General features: G+C 66.3%; 14 protein-coding genes and 9 tRNA genes. 19 read left to right on the top strand and 4 right to left on the bottom strand.

Annotated features, from left to right (window positions below):
- The first annotated feature begins 6 nt into the window (after window positions 1–6).
- The 16 genes from rlmE (at window position 7) to ACQGNW_RS15515 (ending at window position 12,949) form a co-directional block, all read left to right on the top strand.
- Window positions 7–657: a 23S rRNA (uridine(2552)-2'-O)-methyltransferase RlmE gene (gene rlmE, locus ACQGNW_RS15590; protein WP_426664138.1), complete on the top strand. Its 651-nt coding sequence runs from the start codon at window positions 7–9 to the stop codon at window positions 655–657.
- On the top strand, window positions 654–2,609 hold the full coding sequence (gene ftsH / locus ACQGNW_RS15585; RefSeq protein WP_426664137.1) for an ATP-dependent zinc metalloprotease FtsH: 1,956 nt from the start codon (window positions 654–656) through the stop codon (window positions 2,607–2,609). The genes rlmE and ftsH overlap by 4 nt, the downstream gene beginning before the upstream one ends.
- A gap of 278 nt (window positions 2,610–2,887) precedes the next feature.
- A tRNA-Arg gene (locus ACQGNW_RS15580) sits at window positions 2,888–2,964 on the top strand.
- Between the two features lie 174 nt (window positions 2,965–3,138).
- Window positions 3,139–3,215, top strand: a tRNA-Pro gene (locus ACQGNW_RS15575).
- A gap of 24 nt (window positions 3,216–3,239) precedes the next feature.
- A tRNA-Arg gene (locus ACQGNW_RS15570) sits at window positions 3,240–3,316 on the top strand.
- 16 nt (window positions 3,317–3,332) lie between these two features.
- A tRNA-His gene (locus tag ACQGNW_RS15565) sits at window positions 3,333–3,409 on the top strand.
- A 14-nt stretch (window positions 3,410–3,423) separates the two neighbouring features.
- Window positions 3,424–3,499 (top strand) — tRNA-Lys (locus tag ACQGNW_RS15560).
- Between the two features lie 201 nt (window positions 3,500–3,700).
- Window positions 3,701–3,786: transfer RNA gene (locus ACQGNW_RS15555), tRNA-Leu, on the top strand.
- An 81-nt stretch (window positions 3,787–3,867) separates the two neighbouring features.
- Complete coding sequence (gene tig / locus ACQGNW_RS15550) at window positions 3,868–5,160, top strand: trigger factor (RefSeq protein ID WP_426664136.1); 1,293 nt, start codon at window positions 3,868–3,870, stop codon at window positions 5,158–5,160.
- Between the two features lie 82 nt (window positions 5,161–5,242).
- Complete coding sequence (gene clpP, locus ACQGNW_RS15545; protein WP_426664135.1) at window positions 5,243–5,866, top strand: ATP-dependent Clp endopeptidase proteolytic subunit ClpP; 624 nt, start codon at window positions 5,243–5,245, stop codon at window positions 5,864–5,866.
- 172 nt (window positions 5,867–6,038) lie between these two features.
- The gene (gene clpX, locus ACQGNW_RS15540) at window positions 6,039–7,331 is read left to right on the top strand and encodes an ATP-dependent Clp protease ATP-binding subunit ClpX (protein WP_426664134.1); all 1,293 of its coding nucleotides are present in this window, start codon (window positions 6,039–6,041) and stop codon (window positions 7,329–7,331) included.
- Between the two features lie 296 nt (window positions 7,332–7,627).
- Window positions 7,628–10,114 carry an endopeptidase La gene (gene lon / locus ACQGNW_RS15535; protein ID WP_426664133.1) on the top strand — a complete coding sequence of 829 codons (2,487 nt, stop codon included), beginning with the start codon at window positions 7,628–7,630 and terminating at the stop codon, window positions 10,112–10,114.
- Window positions 10,115–10,456: 342 nt separating this feature from the next.
- A complete protein-coding gene (locus ACQGNW_RS15530; protein WP_077483600.1) occupies window positions 10,457–10,729 on the top strand; it encodes an HU family DNA-binding protein in 273 nt (90 codons plus the stop codon).
- A 19-nt stretch (window positions 10,730–10,748) separates the two neighbouring features.
- Window positions 10,749–10,823 (top strand) — tRNA-Val (locus ACQGNW_RS15525).
- A 9-nt stretch (window positions 10,824–10,832) separates the two neighbouring features.
- Window positions 10,833–10,909: transfer RNA gene (locus ACQGNW_RS15520), tRNA-Asp, on the top strand.
- 135 nt (window positions 10,910–11,044) lie between these two features.
- Window positions 11,045–12,949 (top strand): SurA N-terminal domain-containing protein, encoded by a 1,905-nt coding sequence (locus ACQGNW_RS15515; protein WP_426664132.1) that lies wholly within the window; start codon window positions 11,045–11,047, stop codon window positions 12,947–12,949.
- A 72-nt stretch (window positions 12,950–13,021) separates the two neighbouring features.
- Here the strand turns inward: ACQGNW_RS15515 and ACQGNW_RS15510 are convergent, their stop codons facing one another.
- Together ACQGNW_RS15510 and gloB are read right to left on the bottom strand one after the other, a co-directional pair.
- The gene (locus ACQGNW_RS15510; protein ID WP_426664130.1) at window positions 13,022–14,269 is read right to left on the bottom strand and encodes a LysM peptidoglycan-binding domain-containing protein; all 1,248 of its coding nucleotides are present in this window, start codon (window positions 14,267–14,269) and stop codon (window positions 13,022–13,024) included.
- Window positions 14,266–15,033, bottom strand: a complete 768-nt coding sequence (gene gloB / locus ACQGNW_RS15505) for a hydroxyacylglutathione hydrolase (RefSeq protein ID WP_426664129.1) — start codon at window positions 15,031–15,033, stop codon at window positions 14,266–14,268. The genes ACQGNW_RS15510 and gloB overlap by 4 nt, the downstream gene beginning before the upstream one ends.
- Window positions 15,034–15,349: 316 nt before the next feature.
- Between gloB and ACQGNW_RS15500 the strand changes: the two genes are divergently transcribed.
- From ACQGNW_RS15500 to dnaQ, 3 genes are read left to right on the top strand one after another with little or no spacing between them, the layout of a single operon-like run.
- The gene (locus ACQGNW_RS15500; protein ID WP_426664128.1) at window positions 15,350–15,958 is read left to right on the top strand and encodes a methyltransferase domain-containing protein; all 609 of its coding nucleotides are present in this window, start codon (window positions 15,350–15,352) and stop codon (window positions 15,956–15,958) included.
- A gap of 11 nt (window positions 15,959–15,969) precedes the next feature.
- Entirely contained in the window at window positions 15,970–16,419 is a 450-nt protein-coding gene (gene rnhA / locus ACQGNW_RS15495) for a ribonuclease HI (RefSeq protein WP_426664127.1), read from the top strand.
- On the top strand, window positions 16,416–17,159 hold the full coding sequence (gene dnaQ, locus ACQGNW_RS15490) for a DNA polymerase III subunit epsilon (protein ID WP_426664126.1): 744 nt from the start codon (window positions 16,416–16,418) through the stop codon (window positions 17,157–17,159). Before rnhA ends, dnaQ begins: the two co-directional genes overlap by 4 nt.
- Here the strand turns inward: dnaQ and ACQGNW_RS15485 are convergent.
- Entirely contained in the window at window positions 17,151–17,852 is a 702-nt protein-coding gene (locus ACQGNW_RS15485; protein WP_426664125.1) for a PP2C family protein-serine/threonine phosphatase, read from the bottom strand. The two genes, dnaQ and ACQGNW_RS15485, sit on opposite strands and share 9 nt — an antisense overlap.
- A 302-nt stretch (window positions 17,853–18,154) precedes the next feature.
- Window positions 18,155–18,244: transfer RNA gene (locus ACQGNW_RS15480), tRNA-Ser, on the bottom strand.
- Window positions 18,245–18,300: the final 56 nt, after the last annotated feature.

Genomic DNA, 18,300 nt, shown 5'->3' with positions numbered 1-18,300 from the left:
TGTCCCATGAGCCGCAGCAAGAGCAGCGCCGGCTGGCTGCGCGAACATTTCAGTGACGTCTACGTGAAGAAGGCGCAGGCCGAGGGCGTGCGCTCGCGCGCGGTCTACAAGCTGGAAGAGCTGATCGACCGCGACCGCCTGCTGAAGCCCGGCATGACCGTGGTGGACCTGGGCGCGGCGCCGGGCGGTTGGTCACAGCTTGTGCGCCAGCGGCTGGGCGACCAGGGCAAGGTGTTCGCGCTCGACATCCTGCCGATGCAGGGCATCGCCGGGGTGGATTTCCTCGAGGGCGATTTCCGCGAGGAAAGCGTGCTGCGGGCACTGGAGGCGCGGCTGGCGGGGCAGAAGGTCGATCTTGTACTGTCGGACATGGCCCCCAATATGAGTGGCGTGGCCTTGGCCGACCAGATCCGGGCAATGGAACTGGCTGAGTTGGCACTGGATTTTTCCCGGCAGTGGCTGAAACCGGGTGGTGCGTTCCTGATCAAGCTGTTCCAGGGCGCCGGCTTCGACGATTACCTGCGCAGCTTGCGCGCGGACTTCTCGCGCGTGACGATGCGTAAACCAAAGGCCTCGCGTGCACGTTCACGCGAGGTATACGCGCTGGCGACCGGCCGCAAGGCCGCCGTGGCGCAACCGGGCGGGAACCCTGCATGAACGAAACAGCAAAAAACGTGTTGCTCTGGGTGATCATCGCGGTGGTGCTGTTCACCGTGTTCCAGAGCTTCAATCCGCACGGCGGCGGCTCGTCGAACATGGCCTACTCGAGCTTCGTGCAGAGCGTGGCCAACGGCAACGTTTCCAGTGCCGTGATCAGCGCGGATTCGCCGCCCAGCATCAGCGGCAAGCTGAAGGACGGCAGCTCCTACCGCACCGTGGCGCCGATGCTGGGCTTCTCCACCAACCAGGTGGTTAAGCAGATGCAGGACAAGGGCGTGGAGGTGCGCCAGGATCCGGCCGAGGGCTTTTCGCTGCTGGGCCTTCTGGTCAGCTGGCTGCCGGTGCTGCTGATCGTGGGCGTGTTCATCTGGTTCATGCGCCAGATGCAGTCCGGCGGTGGCGGGCGCGGTGCGATGAGCTTCGGCCGTTCGCGTGCCAAGCTGCAGGGCGAGGATCAGATCAAGGTCAACTTTTCCGACGTGGCCGGCTGCGACGAGGCCAAGGAGGAAGTGGGCGAACTGGTCGAGTTCCTGCGTGACCCGGGCAAGTTCCAGAAGCTGGGGGGCAAGATTCCGCGCGGCGTACTGATGGTGGGCCCGCCCGGCACCGGCAAGACCCTGCTGGCCAAGGCCATCGCCGGCGAGGCCAAGGTGCCGTTCTTCTCGATCTCCGGTTCGGACTTCGTGGAGATGTTCGTGGGCGTGGGCGCCAGCCGCGTGCGCGACATGTTCGAGCAGGCCAAGAAGCACGCGCCGTGCATCATCTTCATCGACGAGATCGACGCGGTGGGGCGCCATCGCGGCGCCGGCCTGGGCGGCGGTCACGACGAGCGCGAGCAGACGCTGAACCAGTTGCTGGTGGAGATGGACGGCTTCGAGGGCTCGGAAGGCATCATCGTGATCGCCGCGACGAACCGGCCGGACGTGCTCGATCCCGCGCTGCTGCGCCCGGGCCGCTTCGACCGCCAGGTGGTGGTGGGCCTGCCCGACGTGAAGGGCCGCGAGCAGATCCTCAAGGTGCACCTGCGCAAGGTGCCGGTGGCCAGCGACGTGGATCCCATGACCATCGCGCGCGGTACGCCGGGCTTCTCCGGCGCCGATCTCGCCAACCTGGTCAACGAGGCGGCGCTGTTCGCCGCGCGCGAGAACGCGCGCGAAGTGCGCATGAGCCACATGGACAAGGCGCGCGACAAGATCCTGATGGGCGCCGAGCGCCGTTCGATGGCGATGAGCGAGGACGAGAAGAAGCTCACCGCCTATCACGAGGCCGGTCATGCCATCGTGGGGCGCCTGGTGCCGGAGCACGACCCGGTCTACAAGGTGACCATCATCCCGCGCGGCCGCGCGCTGGGCGTCACCATGTACCTGCCGGAAGGTGACAAGTACAGCATGAACAAGGTGGCGATCGAGTCGCAGCTCTGCTCGCTGTACGGCGGTCGCGTGGCCGAGGAACTGATCTTCGGCGCCGACAAGGTCACCACCGGCGCCTCCAACGACATCGAGCGCGCCACCAAGATGGCGCGCAACATGGCCACCAAGTGGGGGTTGTCGGACGAACTCGGTCCGATCACCTATGGCGAGGACGAGGACGAGGTGTTCCTGGGCCGCTCGGTGACCCAGCACAAGAGCATCTCCAACGAAACCGCCAGCAAGATCGACGAGGTGGTGCGCGGCATCCTCGACCGCGCCTACGCGCGCAGCACGCAGCTGCTGACCGACAACATCGACAAGCTGCACACGATGGCCGAGGCGTTGCTGCAGTACGAGACCATCGACGCGCACCAGATCGACGACATCATGGCCGGTCGCCAGCCCGGGCCGCCCGCCGACTGGAACCGCAATGCCAGCGGCGGCCCCACGCCACCCCCGCCGCCACCCAAGGGCGGGGACTCCACGGTGGGCAAGGTGGGCGATCCGGCGACACAGAATCGTTCCGGCCTGGACATCTGATACGGACGTCTGGACGTCCAAATCCGCTGCGGCGACGAATCGGACGGAGGGAGCGGAGATGACCGCTCCCTCTGTTGTTTGCGTATCGCTGGAAACGCGTCGCCATGACCATGCACGCTGATCCGGCGCGTGGCGCAATGCCGGGATGGCAGGGCGAAGACGAAGCGCGTGAAAAAAAATTCACGAAAAGTGTTGACCTTCTCGACACGACCCTGAATAATTCCGCTCCTCGCTTCGGCAGTTCGGGAAACCGGCTGACGGAGTGGCAAGTTCAGTGCGCGCCCGTAGCTCAGTTGGATAGAGTACCTGGCTACGAACTAGGTGGTCGGGAGTTCGAATCTCTCCGGGCGCGCCATTTTGTACTGCATGGTGAGGCGTTCGCGCTTCGCCATGCTTCCCGGGGCGGGCGGTTCGCCAGTGCCGTGGGATGGTGGGCATGGTGCCCTGAGCGATGCTTGCGGATTGACGGATGGCGTGGTCACCCGTAGCATTTCAAGGCTCCGTTGATGAAGGCTGTCGCGGGCTCGTTCGGGGTATAGCTCAGTCTGGTAGAGCGTTGCGTTTGGGACGCAAAAGTCGGGGGTTCGAATCCCTCTGCCCCGACCACAGCGTGTTCTGCCGTAGGCGTCCGCGCCTGTAGCTCAACCGGATAGAGCATCGGCCTTCTAAGCCGACGGTTGCAGGTTCGAGTCCTGTCGGGCGCACCACTGACAAGTGTTTATGGTGGACGTAGCTCAGCTGGTCAGAGTCCCGGATTGTGATTCCGGTTGTCGTGGGTTCGAATCCCATCGTCCACCCCAAAATTGAAGCTTCAGGGCCGTTAGCTCAGTTGGTAGAGCAGTTGACTCTTAATCAATTGGTCGTAGGTTCGAATCCTACACGGCCCACCAATACGCGAAACGCCGACCCCTGTGGTCGGCGTTTCGCTTTTGGGCGATGCGGGCGTGTCCGGTGTGGGCCGCATGCTTGTGCTGCGGCTCGGCGCGACCGTACAATGAACCGCTTTAGCGCAGGGTAATCATCGACTTAGGCCGCGGCGGAGCGGGCGTGGCGAAAGCACCGTTTCCGTCTTGAAGGCCGGGCGTGGCAAGGCGAAAGTGGCGGAACTGGTAGACGCACCAGATTTAGGTTCTGGCGGGTAACCCCCGTGCGGGTTCGAGTCCCGCCTTTCGCACCAATTCGCGATGGTTTTCCGGCGCCGAACGGTTGCCGCCATGGCGCCCATCGGGCGCCACAACTTCAGGTTCCAGGAGTCGACATGCAGGTTTCGGTTGAGAACATCGGCACGCTCGAGCGCAAGCTCACGGTGAAGTTTCCCGCTGAGCGCTACGAGACGCAGGTGAGCGCGCGCATCGCGGAGCTGGGGCGTACGGTGCGTCTGAAGGGTTTTCGCCCGGGCAAGGTGCCGGTGGCGGTCATCAAGCAGCGTTTCGGCGAGCAGGTGCGCGGCGAGGTGCTGTCCGACCTGATCGGCAGCACGCTGCGCGAGGCGGTGACGCAGGAGAAGCTGCAGCCGGTCGCCAACCCCGCCATCGACACCACCGGCAAGCCGGAGAACGGCGAGATCGCCTACACCGCCACCTTCGAGGTGATGCCCGAATTCCCCGCGATCGACGTGTCCGCGCTGGAGATCAGGCGCCCGCTGGCGGTCGTGACCGACGGCGACGTGGACAAGATGCTGGAAACGCTGCGCCAGCAGCGCCGCAGCTTCGAGCTGGTCGAGCGCTCCTCGGCCGACGGCGATTTCGTGATGTTCGAGTATGCCGCGCAAGTCGGCGATTACCGTTTCCCGGCCGAGGGCCTGGAGCGTGCGGGAAGCGTGCTGGGCTCCGGCAACCTGTTCAAGGCGCTGGACGAAGCGCTGACCGGCCGCCAGGCCGACGACAACTACGAGGCCGACATCGAGTTCCCGGCGGACTTCCGCAACGAGAACCTGGCCGGCAAGAGTGCCAAGGTGAGCTTCAGGATCATCAAGGTGCAGGAGCCGAAGCTGCCGGAGGTCGACGCCGAATTCGCCAAGCTGTTCGGCATTGCCGATGGCGACCTGGAGCATTTCCGCAAGGAAGTGCGTGCGAATCTCGAGCGCGAGCTGAAGGCTGCGCTGATGGGGCGGCTGAAGTCCGAGGTGGCCGAGAAGCTGGCCGATGCGCATGCCACGCTGGATGTGCCCAAGCTGATGGTGCAGTCCGAGGCGCAGGCGATGGCGGCCGGCAGCGTGCCGCGTGGCCAGCAGCCGCCGCCGCAGCTGGTCGAGGCCGCGCTGCCAATGGCGCGCAAGCGCGTGATCGCGGGCCTGCTGATGGGCGAGATCGCCCGCAGGCAGGAGCTGAAGATCGACCGCAAGCGCGTGGCGGAGCAGCTTGCCGCGATCGCCTCGACCTACGAGGAGCCCGAGAAGGTCATTGAACTCTACAACGGTGACCCCCAGTTGATGTCCGGGCTGCAGAACCGCGTGATGGAAGACCAGGTGGCCGAATGGGTGGCGGATCACGCCAACACCACCAACCTGGATCTCGGCTTCGACGAGGTGATGCGCCCCGCAGGTGCCTGATCGTCAGGCGCCGCCCGACGGGTCTGGCGTCTGCCGGGCCCGATGGCATACTCAAGGCACATAACCAGAGAGCGCAAAGACCATGGAACAGATTCAGAACCTCAACCTGGTGCCGATGGTCGTCGAGCAGACTGCCCGCGGCGAGCGCTCCTACGACATCTACTCGCGCCTGCTGAAGGAGCGGGTGATTTTCCTGGTCGGCGAGGTCAACGACCAGGTGGCGAATCTGCTGGTCGCGCAGATGCTGTTCCTCGAGTCGGAGAATCCTGACAAGGATATCCACCTGTACATCAACAGCCCGGGCGGCGCGGTTACGGCGGGGCTGGCGATCTATGACACGATGCAGTACATCAAGCCCGACGTCAGCACGATGTGCATCGGCCAGGCCTGCAGTGCGGCGTCGTTGCTGCTGATGGCCGGAGCCAAGGGCAAGCGCTATTCGCTGCCGAACTCGCGCGTGATGATCCACCAGCCGTCGGGCGGCGCCCGCGGCCAGGCGACGGACATCGAGATCCAGGCCCAGGAAATCCTGTACCTGCGCCGTCGCCTGAACGACATCTACGTGCAGCATACCGGCCAGCCGCTGGATCGGATCGAACGCGACATGGAGCGCGACCGCTTCATGAGCGCCGAGGCCGCCCGCGAGTACGGCCTGATCGACGCGGTGCTCGACCGGCGCGCGGTCGACACGGTCAAGTCGGCTTAACTTTTGCGATCGTCCCTGATCGCGAAGATCAAATGGGCGGCCATCCATGGCCGCGCTCATCACGGCCACGGCCTGAGTTGAGGGGCTCCGCGTCTGCGGGCAGACGCGGAGCCCTGTGCTATTCTCGGGCCGCAACCTGAACCACCCACAGTTTCACCAGCGGAATCAAAGTATGAGCGACGACCGGCAGGGACGTTCCAGCGACGGCGGGAAGATTCTCTACTGCTCTTTCTGCGGCAAGAGCCAGCATGAGGTGCGCAAGCTGATCGCGGGCCCGTCCGTGTTCATCTGCGACGAGTGCGTTGAGCTGTGCAACGACATCATCCGCGAGGAACTGGAGGAGAAGGCCGCCTCCGGCCGCACCCAGCTGCCCAAGCCCAAGGAGATCCGCGAGTCGCTGGACCAGTACGTGGTGGGCCAGGCCCGCGCCAAGAAGGCGCTGGCGGTGGCGGTGTACAACCACTACAAGCGCATGGAGTCGCGCCAGAAGGGCGACGACGTCGAGCTGGGCAAGTCCAACATCCTGCTGATCGGTCCCACCGGGTCGGGCAAGACCCTGCTGGCCGAGACGCTGGCCCGCCTGCTCAACGTGCCGTTCACGATCGCCGACGCCACCACGCTGACCGAGGCCGGTTACGTGGGCGAGGATGTCGAGAACATCATCCAGAAGCTGCTGCAGAAGTGCGACTACGACGTCGAGAAGGCGCAGTCGGGCATCGTCTACATCGACGAGATCGACAAGATCTCACGCAAGAGCGAGAACCCGTCGATCACTCGCGACGTGTCAGGCGAGGGCGTGCAGCAGGCGCTGCTGAAGCTGATCGAGGGCACGCTGGCCTCGGTGCCGCCGCAGGGCGGCCGCAAGCATCCGCAGCAGGAATTCCTGCAGGTGGACACCAAGAACATCCTGTTCATCTGCGGTGGCGCGTTCGCGGGGCTGGAGAAGGTGATCCAGCAGCGCTCCGAGAGTACCGGCATCGGCTTCGGCGCGGAGGTGCGCAGCAAGGAGCGCACCCAGAACCTCGGCAAGGTGCTGGCCGACGTGGAGCCGGCGGACCTGGTGAAGTTTGGCCTGATTCCCGAATTCGTCGGCCGTCTGCCGGTGGTCGCCACGCTCGACGAGCTGGATGAGGCCGCGCTGGTGAAGATCCTCACCGAGCCGAAGAACGCCGTCACCAAGCAATTCAGGAAGCTGTTCGAGATGGAGGACGTGGAGCTGGAGTTCCGTCCCGAGGCGCTGCAGGCGATCGCCAGGAAGGCGCTCAAGCGCAAGACTGGCGCTCGCGGCCTGCGCACCATCCTTGAGCAGGTGTTGCTGGACACCATGTACGAGCTGCCTTCGCTGGAGCACGTCAGCAAGGTGGTGGTGGACGATGCGGTGATCGAGGGCCAGGCTGAGCCTTACCTGATCTACCGCGGCAACCTGCAGCAGCGTGCGGCGGGCGAAGGCGGCGACGCCGCCTGATCGCTGCAGGTTTCGCGAAACGGCTCCGGCGCACGCGCCGGAGCCGTTTTGTTTTGTCTGTGGGGAGCGGCCGGATGGCCCCCCATCTGGCTTCGGCGACCGTGGATGATCGCAAGGCGCCCAGGGGGGCATGGACGGCCGCCGGCTTGATCCTTGCGAGCAGTGATGTCCGCAAGGCCTGGCGTTCACCAGGTCGGCGTCGCTTGAGTAACCCCCGGTTCGCCACCACTTGACGTGTCATGGCGCCCGGCGCAGTGTCGGGCCTGCCCCACCGGATTTCCGCGAGAACCCCCTCAATGGCCAAGAATGCCCCTACGCCTGCCGTCCCCGACGCGCTGCCCGTGCTGCCGCTGCGCGACGTGGTGGTCTATCCGCACATGGTGATCCCGCTCTTCGTGGGACGCGACAAATCCATGCGTGCGCTGGAGCGCGCGATGGAAAGCGAGCGGCAGATCCTTCTGGTGGCGCAGAAGAGCCCGGACATCGACGATCCGGCGGTCGGCGACCTGCACCAGATCGGCACGCTCGCCGGTGTGCTGCAACTCCTGAAACTGCCCGACGGCACGGTGAAGGTGCTGGTCGAGGGCCAGTCGCGGGTGATGATCGAGGATTGCCACGAGGATGGCGGCATGCTGGTGGCGCGTTCGCGCGTGATCGAGCCGGTGTACAGCGCCAAGGAGCGCGAACTGGACGTTGTCTCGCGCACGCTGATCTCGCTGTTCGAGCAGCTGGTGAAGCAGAGCCGCAAGCTGCCGCCGGAAGTGCTAGCCAGCCTGTCCGGTATCGAGGACCCCTCGCGCGTGGCCGACTCCATCGCCGCGCACCTGTCGGTGCGCATGGCCGACAAGCAGAAGGTGCTTGAGACCGCCGACGTGGGCGAGCGGCTGGAGCTCCTGATTGGGCTGGTCGACGGCGAGATGGACTTGCAGCAGGTGGAGAAGCGCATCCGCGGCCGCGTGAAATCGCAGATGGAGAAGAGCCAGCGCGAGTACTATCTCAACGAGCAGATGAAGGCGATCCAGAAGGAGCTGGGCGAAGGCGAGGAAGGCCCGAACGAGGTCGAGGAGCTGCAGAAGAAGATCGAGTCCGCCGGCATGCCCAAGGCGGTGCTGGCCAAGGCGCGCCAGGAATTCGGCAAGCTCAAGCAGATGTCGCCGATGTCGGCCGAGGCCACGGTGGTGCGCAACTACCTCGACTGGCTGGTCGGCGTGCCGTGGAAGAAGCGCAGCAAGGTGCGCAAGGACCTCGCGCTGGCACAGCAGGTGCTGGACGCCGACCATTTCGGCCTGGAGAAGGTCAAGGACCGCATCCTCGAATACCTCGCCGTGCAGCACCGCGTGTCGGCGATGAAGGGGCCGATCCTCTGCCTGGTCGGTCCGCCCGGCGTGGGCAAGACCTCGCTCGGCCAGTCGATTGCCAAGGCCACCAACCGCAAGTTTGTCCGCATGTCGCTGGGCGGCGTGCGTGACGAGGCGGAAATCCGCGGTCACCGTCGTACCTACATCGGCTCGATGCCAGGTCGCATCGTGCAGAACCTCAACAAGGCCGGCAGCAGGAACCCGCTGTTCGTGCTGGATGAGATCGACAAGATGTCGATGGACTTCCGCGGCGACCCGTCGTCGGCGCTGCTGGAGGTGCTCGACCCCGAGCAGAACCACGCGTTCAACGACCACTACCTCGAGGTGGATCTCGACCTCTCCGAGGTGATGTGGATCGCCACGGCGAACTCGCTCAATATCCCGGGCCCGCTGCTGGACCGCATGGAAGTGATCCGCATCCCCGGCTACACCGAGGACGAGAAGCTGGCGATCGCGCAGAAGTACCTGCTGCCCAAGCAGCTCAAGGCGAACGGGCTGAAGCCCGAGGAGCTGAGCGTGGCGGAGGAGGCGGTGCGCGACATCGTGCGTTACTACACGCGCGAGTCCGGTGTGCGCAACCTGGAGCGCGAGATCTCCAAGATCTGCCGCAAGGTGGTGAAGGAACTCACGCTGGGCGAGGTGCGCAAGGCCAAGGGCAAGGCGAAGCCGGCGGCAAAATCCGCGAAGGGCAAGGCGAAGGCCGTGGCAGCGGTGGTGGTGGACTCGGCGAACCTCGACCACTACCTCGGCGTGCGCCGGTTCGACTTCGGCCGCAAGGAGCTGCAGAACGAAGTCGGCCTGGTTACCGGTCTGGCCTGGACCCAGGTGGGCGGCGAGCTGCTCAGCATCGAAGCCTCGGTGGTGCCCGGCAAGGGTCGGCTGGTGCATACCGGCCAGCTCGGCGACGTGATGAAGGAGTCGATCCAGGCCGCGCTGTCGGTGGTACGCGCGCGCGTGGACCGACTGGGAATCGATCCGGAGTTCCACCAGAAATTCGACATCCACGTGCACGTGCCGGAGGGTGCCACGCCGAAGGACGGCCCGAGCGCCGGCATCGGCATGTGCACCGCGCTGGTGTCCGCGCTGACCAAGGTGCCGGTACGCTCGGAAGTGGCGATGACTGGCGAGATCACGCTGCGCGGCCGCGTGCTGCCGATCGGCGGGCTCAAGGAGAAGCTGCTGGCCGCACATCGCGGCGGCATCACCACGGTGATCATCCCCGAGGACAACAAGAAGGATCTGGCCGACATGCCGGCCAACATTACCGCCTCGCTGGAGATCCACCCGGTGCGCTGGATCGACGAAGTGCTCGACATCGCGCTGGAGCACCCGCTGCAGCCGAACGAGCCGAAAACCGCGTCGCGCGCCGAGCGCGAGGAACAGTCGGAAGTCGACGAGGCGGAATCTCACGCGCGACCGCACTGATGTCGGACGCAGACAAGACGCCGCGAGCCGTTTCCCGGCTCGCGGCGTCTTGCGTTTTCGCGCATGCCGGAAAACCCGCAGGCGTCGTGGGCGTTTTTTGTGACCCAGTCGCCGACAAACCTCCCGTCGCCGCTGCGTATGGCCCGAAAACCTTGCTGCAGCTTGTATTGCGGTGTTTGGCGAGGCACTGGTATAAAGGCGAAACCGCAATCCCGGCGCCTGCTGCACGTGTCCGCGATGCGGGGTTGCGTTACGGCGCCAAGCGGGTACCACCATCCACGGCGGCTGCGCGAGCCCATGCCACGGGGCGAGCCTGCCGCAAAACGTACTAGGGAGTTTTCAATGAATAAAACCGATCTGATCAATGCCATCGCCGACAAGGCAGAACTGACCAAGGCCGACGCCGGTCGCGCGCTCGAAGCGTTCTTCGAGGTCGTGCAGAAGTCGCTGAAGAAGGGTGAGGACGTGTCGGTGGTCGGTTTCGGTACGTTCACCGTGCGCAAGCGTGCCGCCCGTACCGGTCGCAACCCGCGCACCAACGAGACGATCAAGATCAAGGCCTCGAAGGTTCCCGCCTTCAAGGCTGGCAAGACGCTCAAGGACGCCCTAAACTGAGCGGCTGACGCTCGGTTTCGGGTGCTTAGCTCAGCGGTAGAGCGCCGCCCTTACAAGGCGATGGTCGTAGGTTCGATCCCTACAGCACCCACCAGAAAACTGTGGAGCGGTAGTTCAGTCGGTTAGAATGCTGGCCTGTCACGCCGGAGGTCGCGGGTTCGAGTCCCGTCCGCTCCGCCACGGTTCGCAAGGGCGCCCCAGTGGCGCCCTTGTCGTTTGGACCACGTCTCCGGGAATCCGCCGCGACAGGCGTCCGAATCGGTTCATGCAACGTGCGCCGCGTGCGCAGATCAACACTGGCAGGAAGGGTAGGCAATGCTGCAGGCAATGCGTAACAAGATGCACGGATGGCCGGCCGTCGTCCTTCTCGGCGTGGCGACCTTCGCGATGACGTTCTTCGGCATCGAGGGATATATCGAATCCCGCGCCGATACCTACGTGGCGAAGGTGGGCAAGCACGAGATCAGCCAGCAGGACTTCCAGGATCGCATGAACCAGCTGCGCCAGCAGTTGAGCGCCGAGCAGGGCGACAGCTTCGATCCGGACGCGTTCGAGAAGCCGGCGATGAAACTGCAGGTGCTGGACGGCATGATCGACCAGCAACTGCTGCTGAAGGCGAACGAGGACTGGGGTATTCGCGTACCCGACCAGGCGGTGCGCGATTACATTGCGGCGATCCCCGCGTTCCAGGTCAACGGCCAGTTCGATCCGAACACCTACCGCACCCTGCTGGCCGAGCAGCGCAAGACGCCGGAAATGTTCCAGAACGACGTGACCGCGTCGCTGGCCACGCAGGCGTTGCCGAACGCGATCGACGCCAGCACCATCGTCACCGACGCCGAAATCGACCATTACCTCAATCTGCGCATGCAGCGCCGCGACATCAGCTACGCCGTGCTGCCCAAGCCCCAGCCGGCCGACGCCACCGTCACCGATGCCCAGATCGCGGACTACTACAAGGCGCACATCGCGGATTACATGAACCCCGAGCAGGTGTCGCTGCAGTACATCGAAGTGAACGGCGCCGACCTGAAGCCGGAGGCGGCGCCAAGCGACGCCGACCTGATGAAGCGCTACGAGAGCGAGAAGCAGCGCTTCGTGCAGCCCGAACAGCGCGAGGTGTCGCACATCCTCGTGAATGTGCCGGCCAACGCCACACCCGATCAGCAGAAGGCTGCGCTGGCTAAGGCCGACAAGATCGCCGCCGAAGCCACGCCGGAGAATTTCGCCAAGCTGGCCGCGCAGGATTCGGACGACCTGGGTTCGAAGCGCCAGGGTGGCGATCTCGGCTGGCTGCAGAAGGGTGTGACCAACGCCGCGTTCGACACCGCGATGTTCGCCTTGAAGAAGGGCGAGATCTCCAAGCCGGTGCTGACCCCCGACGGCTACGACATCCTGTGGCTGCGCGACGTCCGCAGCGGCGAAGCCAAGTCCTTCGCCGAGGTGCGCGACCAGCTGCTGGCCGAGGCCACCGCGGGCGACAAGGACCGCAAGTACAACGAGGTCGCGGGCAAGCTGTCCGACAACACCTATCAGAATCCATCCTCGCTGGAACCGGCGGCGCAGGCGCTGGGTCTGCCGATCAAGACCACCGGCCTGTTCTCGCGCCAGGGCGGTGAGGGCATCGCCGCCAACCCCAAGGTCATCAAGGCGGCGTTCGGCAACGACGTGCTGGCGCAGGGCAACAACTCCAACCTGATCGAACTTGGCAACGACGATGCCGTGGTGATCCGCGTGGCCAGGCATGTGGCCGCCGCTGCCAAGCCGCTGGCCGAGGTGCACGACGCGATCGGCAAGACCATCCTCGACCAGCGCATCCAGGTCGCCGCGAAACAGCAGGCCGACACCCTGCTGGCGCGCCTGCGCAAGGGTGAGGCGCTGACGGCCGTGGCGGCCTCCGCCAATGCCAGCGTCAAGGATGTCGCCGACATGGTGCGCATCCAGCCCGACGTGCCGGCGGCGCTGCGCAAGCAGGCCTTCCTGCTGCCGCATCCCGCAGACGGCAAGCCGCAGTACGCCGCGGTGGACATGCACGACGGCACCTATGCGCTGCTCGCCGTAGACAAGGTGCAGGGAGCGGATCTCGGCAAGGTCACGCCCGCGGAGCGCGACACGCTGCGCCAGCAGATGACCCAGGCCTACGGTGCCGTGGCGACCCAGGAGCTGATCAAGTCGCTGCGCGACAGCACCGAGATAAAGATCGCCAAGGACCGCATGTAAGCTCCGGCGATCGCAGGGTTGAACGACGAAGGCGGCCCTGGGCCGCCTTCGTCGTTCCGGAGCACCGCGGATTCAGCGCGACGCGCTGACCTTGAGCACCTGGCCGGGCTTGATGGATTGCCCGCGCAGGTGGTTCCAGCGCTGCAGTTCGCCCACGCTCACCGAGTAGTGGCGGGCCAGCTGCCACAGGCTTTCGCCGGACTTCACGCGGTGCATCCGCACGCTGGCAGGGGACTGCCGCGGAGATGGTGTGTCGACGGGGATGGCGGTCACGTCGTCGCCGGAGGCACCGATGCCGGGCTGCAGTGTGGCGTCGGGCAGGCGGTCGGCACTGGCGGTGGCGGCCTGGTCCAGCAGCGCATCGCGAAACTGCCGGGCATGGTTGACCGGCATCATCAGATAGGAGGCGGCGCTGGTGTCGGCGATGTCGTTGCGGAAGGCCGCATTGAGGTTCTTCAGCTGATCCAGCGGCATGCCGGCACGGTCGGCGGCGCGCGCCAGCGGCATCGAGTGCGGCAGCGGCACCGAGACGAGGTGCTGGCTGGGCGTCAGCGTGGGCAGGCTGACGTGGAAGCGGTCGGGTTCACGCACCACGCAGGCCATCGCGAGCAGCTTGGTGAGGTGTTCGCGGGTGATGCGGCGTACCGGCCAGCGGGGAATCACCGGCGTTTCCGGCGGCAGGCCGTGTTGCTCCACCAGTTTGCGGGCCCAGAACTCGCCGGCGTTGTATGCGTAATCGGTGACGCGCCAGTCGTGGAACTGCTCGTGGTAGCGGCTGAGCAGTTTCATCACCGCATCGGCGGAGGCCTGCACGTCGAGGCGGCCATCGTAGTGGCGGTCCACGCGCAGGCCCATCGCGGTGGCCGTGGCCGGCATGATCTGCCACATGCCGGCGGGGCGGCCGCGCCGACCGGGGATCGGGCGGAAGCCGCTCTCGATCCACGGCAACAGTGCGAACTCGCCGGCCACGTCGTGCTCTGCCGCCACCTGCTGCACGTAGGTGAGCTTAGGCAGTGCCGCGCGCACTTCCTCCTCGAAGCGCTGCGGGCTGCGCGTGTAGCGTCGCGCCCAAGCCAGCACCGCGGGATCGGCATCGCAGTCGGCCATCGCGAAGCTGCCGCGCAGCCGGTCCCAGACGTTGCCCGCTTCCGGTGCCGGCGCGGCGGCCGCGGCGGGCGGTGTCGCCCCGACGGCGGCCGACGCGACGGGTGGCGGAGGTGGTGCCGGTTCGGGATGCGTTGGCGGTGTGGTGGCGCAGGCGGCAAGCAGGGCCGAGAGCGCGAGTGGCAACAGGCGCTTTGCGTACAGGTGGCTGTTCATGCGCGGAACGCATCCTTGGCCTTGCGCAGGGCCGCAAAACGGCTGATGCGATCCGCGGACTCGGCAGATTGCCGTCGGCACCAGTCGATCACGGCAGATGTGTCGGTGCGCAGGAAGGGATTCGCCGCCAATTCGCTGGCCATCGATACCGGCAGGCTGGGGCGTTGTTGCGCGCGCAGGGCTGTCACCTCGCGCAGGCGCGCCGAGAGGTCGGCATTGTCCGGCTCGATCTCGTGGGCGAAGCGGCCGTTGGCGGCGGTGTATTCGTGCCCGCAGCAGAGCATGGTGTCGGCCGGCAGCGTTGCGAGGCGGTCCAGCGAGGCCAGCATCTGCGCAGGCGTGCCTTCGAACAGGCGGCCGCAGCCCAGGCTGAACAGGGTGTCGCCCGCCAGCAGCACGCCCTCGCCGTGGTAGGCCACGTGGCTCAGCGTATGCCCCGGCACGGCGATCACCTCGAAGCTGGCCTGCGGCTGCGCCAGGGTGATGCGTTCGCGGTCGTGCAAGCGCACAGTGGCTGCTTCGATGCGCGTGTCCTCGGGTGCATACACGGGTACGCCGTGCCGCTCGCGCAGCGCCAGCGCTCCGCCGACGTGGTCGTGATGGTGGTGGGTCAGCAGGATCGCCTGCAGCTGCAGCCGGCGCGCGGCCAGCGCCTGCTCCACCGGCGCGTCGTCGCCGGGATCGACGACGATGGCGTGGCCCGCGTCGTCGTGCAGCAGCCAGATATAGTTGTCGGCCAGTGCCGGTAGCGGTACGAGATGCATGGCGTGCTCCGCTGCGTTGGTCGAACGGCAGACGCTGCCATCCCGGCATGCGTGAAGCCGTCGACTATAAACAGCCTTCCCCGGCGGCTCGTTAGCATGCCGTTAATGCGCAGGGCGGCGATTCAGCGATGTGCGGCACGTCCCCTGAAGCCTGCGACACCGTCGGCACCATCAAACGCTACACTGCAGGCTGGATTTCGATGACGACCGAGCCCGGAACCACCGGAGCCGGATCCAGTGCATGGCGCTTCAACGCGATCAGGACATTCATTCCAGCGCCCCCTTGAGGCGATTGCGCAGCGGACAATGGCGCAGCATGGCGCCATTGCTGCAGCGCGAGACGGGGCGGCGAGCCTTGCGCATCGGCGTGGCCGACGACGATGCGGTACCGCCCTTGCCCGGCGTGACATGGACCCGGCTGTGGCTGGCGCGGGACGGCTACCGCGGCGATTTGCTCGGCAACCCCGACGAACCCTTGCCTTTCATCGACGAGGCGTTCGACCTTGTCTGGCTGCAGCATGCGCTGGAGCCTGCGCCGCAGGTCGCCGCACTGCTGGCCGAAGCCTGCCGGGTGCTGGCGGCCGGTGGCTTGCTGGCGGTGACCGCAGTGCATCCACTGGGCGGTTGGGCGCCGTGGTTCTGTTGGCGCGCGCGCGGACAGCGGCAGTCGCTGCAATGGCCGTGGCGCCTGCACCAGCAATTGCGGCGGGCCGGGCTGGAGATCGAAAGCCTGCGCCGACTGGGCGCACCCTGGCCGGGCGACCCACGGCCGACGGGCAGCGACAGCCGTTGGGGCGGCGGCTACCTGCTGCTGGCGCGCAAGCAGCGGCGCGCCGCCATCCCTCTGAAACTGCGGCCGCTGCCGGCGCATGCGCCGGTGAACGCGCGCCTGTCGCCGGGCACACGGCGACATTCCGTGTCCTGAAGGAACCCTGCGTGACGACCGACGAAGTGGAAGCGTTCACCGATGGCGCCTGCCTCGGTAATCCGGGGCCAGGTGGCTGGGCGGCGTTGCTGCGCGCCAAGGGCCGCGAGCGCCTGCTGGCTGGCGGCGAAGCCGATACCACCAACAACCGCATGGAGCTGATGGCGGCGATCGGCGCGCTGGAAGCGCTGACGCGACCCTGTGCCGTGGTGCTTACCACCGATTCGCGCTACGTGATGCAGGGCATCGAACAGTGGCTGCCGAAGTGGCGCGCGAACGGCTGGCGCACCGCTGACCGGAAGCCGGTGAAGAACCAGGACCTCTGGGAGCGCCTGTCCGTGGCCAGCGGACGGCATCACGTGCGCTGGCACTGGGTCAAGGGCCACGACGGCCACATCGAGAACGAACGCGTCGACCAGGCCGCGCGCAAGCAGGCCGAGCAGCACAGGAACCGCGCATGAGGCAGGTGGTGCTGGATACGGAAACCACCGGCCTGGAAGTGCGCCAGGGCCACCGGCTGGTGGAGATCGCCTGCGTGGAGATGGTGGGGCGGCGCCTGACCGGCCGCCACTGGCAGACCTATCTCAATCCCGAGCGGCCGATGGACGAGGGCGCCAGCCAGGTCACCGGCATCCGCGACGATTTCCTGCAGGACAAGCCGCTCTTTGCCGAGCGCGTGGACGAGTTTCTCGCCTTCATCGACGGCGCCGAACTGGTCATCCACAATGCCAGCTTCGACGTGGGTTTCATCGACGCCGAACTGGCGCGGCTGGGCGAAGCCTACGGCCGCATCGGCGACCGCTGCAGCGTGCTCGACACGCTGGCGATGGCGCGCGAGCGCTATCCCGGCCAGCGCAACAGCCTGGATGCGTTGTGCAAGCGTCTCGGCGTGGACAATTCGCGGCGCGACCTGCATGGCGGCCTGATCGACGCCCAGCTGCTGGCCGATGTCTATCTGGCGATGACCTCGGGCCAGGTGGCGCTGGATCTGGCCTTCGAGCAGCCGCAGGAATCGGCGATCGACACGGCGGTTGCCGCGCCGTTGGTGCTGCGCGGGCGCCCGTGCGTGCTTCGGGCATCCGCCGAGGAGTCGGCCCTGCACGAGCAGCGCCTTGACGCGCTGGACAAGAGTGCCGGCGGCGTCAGCCTCTGGCGCAGGCTGGAGACGGCCGATGCGCCTGCGGAAGTAGGCTCAGCTTGAGCGCACCAGGATCGCGGTGATGTTGTCCTTGCCGCCGCGATCCAGCGCACCCAGCAGCAGCTGGTCGACGCACTCCTGCGCGGCGAGGTCGGTGCGTGCCACCGTGCGCGCGATTGTGGCCGCGTCGAGGTCTTCGGTCAGCCCGTCGCTGCAAAGCAGGAAACCCACGCCGGGTGTGACGCGCCCGTGCGCCATGCCGATGTGCAGCTGGGAGGCGGCAGTGACGCCCAGCGCCTGGGTCAGCACGTTGCGCTGCGGATGCCGCGCGGTGTGCGCCGGATCCAGTTGCCCCGCCTCGACCAGCGCCTGCACCAGCGAATGGTCGTGGCTGATCTGACGCAGCTCGCGCCCGGTGGTGTAGATGCGGCTGTCGCCCACCCAGGCCGCCTCGTAGCCGTCCTCGTTCAGGCGCAGCGCCACGATCGTGCTGCCCATCGGCATCACGTCGGCGCCCTCGTGCATCTGCGCGAGCAGGTGCTCGTCGGCGCCGCGGATCGCCTCGGCCAGACTGTGCCCGCGGGTCACCAGATCGACCACGCTGTCGCGCACCAGGGCCGAGGCCACTTCGCCGTGCAGATGGCCGCCCATGCCGTCAGCCACCAGGAACAGGCCCAGCGCCGCATCGGCGTAGTAGGTGTCCTCGTTGCGCGTGCGGCGCAAGCCGACGTGGGTGCCGTGTCCGAATTCGATCATGGGGGAAGCATGGCGGATGTTGGGGGTGGGTGCAAAAGCACAAAGCCGCGTACGGCGATTGGGTGGGATTGTTCGCCCCATCCATGGGGCTCACCCCTTCGCGCTACGGGGCCAGCCTTCGGCTGTCCAAATTCGTTCCGGACGAATTTGTCGCTCGCGAAGGCAGGATGCCGAAGCGAACATCGGCGCAGCCGATGGCCCGAAGGGAGAGGCGCGGGATGCGCCGAATCACCCGCGTGGCTTCTTTCACCCACCCTCTCCGCCAGACACAAAAACGCCCCACGAGGGGGCGTTTTTGTGTCTGGCGGAGAGGGTGGGATTCGAACCCACGGTACGCTTGCACGTACGCCTGATTTCGAGTCAGGTACATTCGACCACTCTGCCACCTCTCCGAAAGGGGTCGCGTGGTCTGCGCGAGCCGGCAATTCTACGTGCTGGCCGACGCCGT

It is taken from the genome of Rhodanobacter aciditrophus (assembly GCF_050026795.1).
Classification (GTDB): domain Bacteria; phylum Pseudomonadota; class Gammaproteobacteria; order Xanthomonadales; family Rhodanobacteraceae; genus Rhodanobacter_A.
This window is presented reverse-complemented; position numbering and strand designations above follow the sequence as displayed.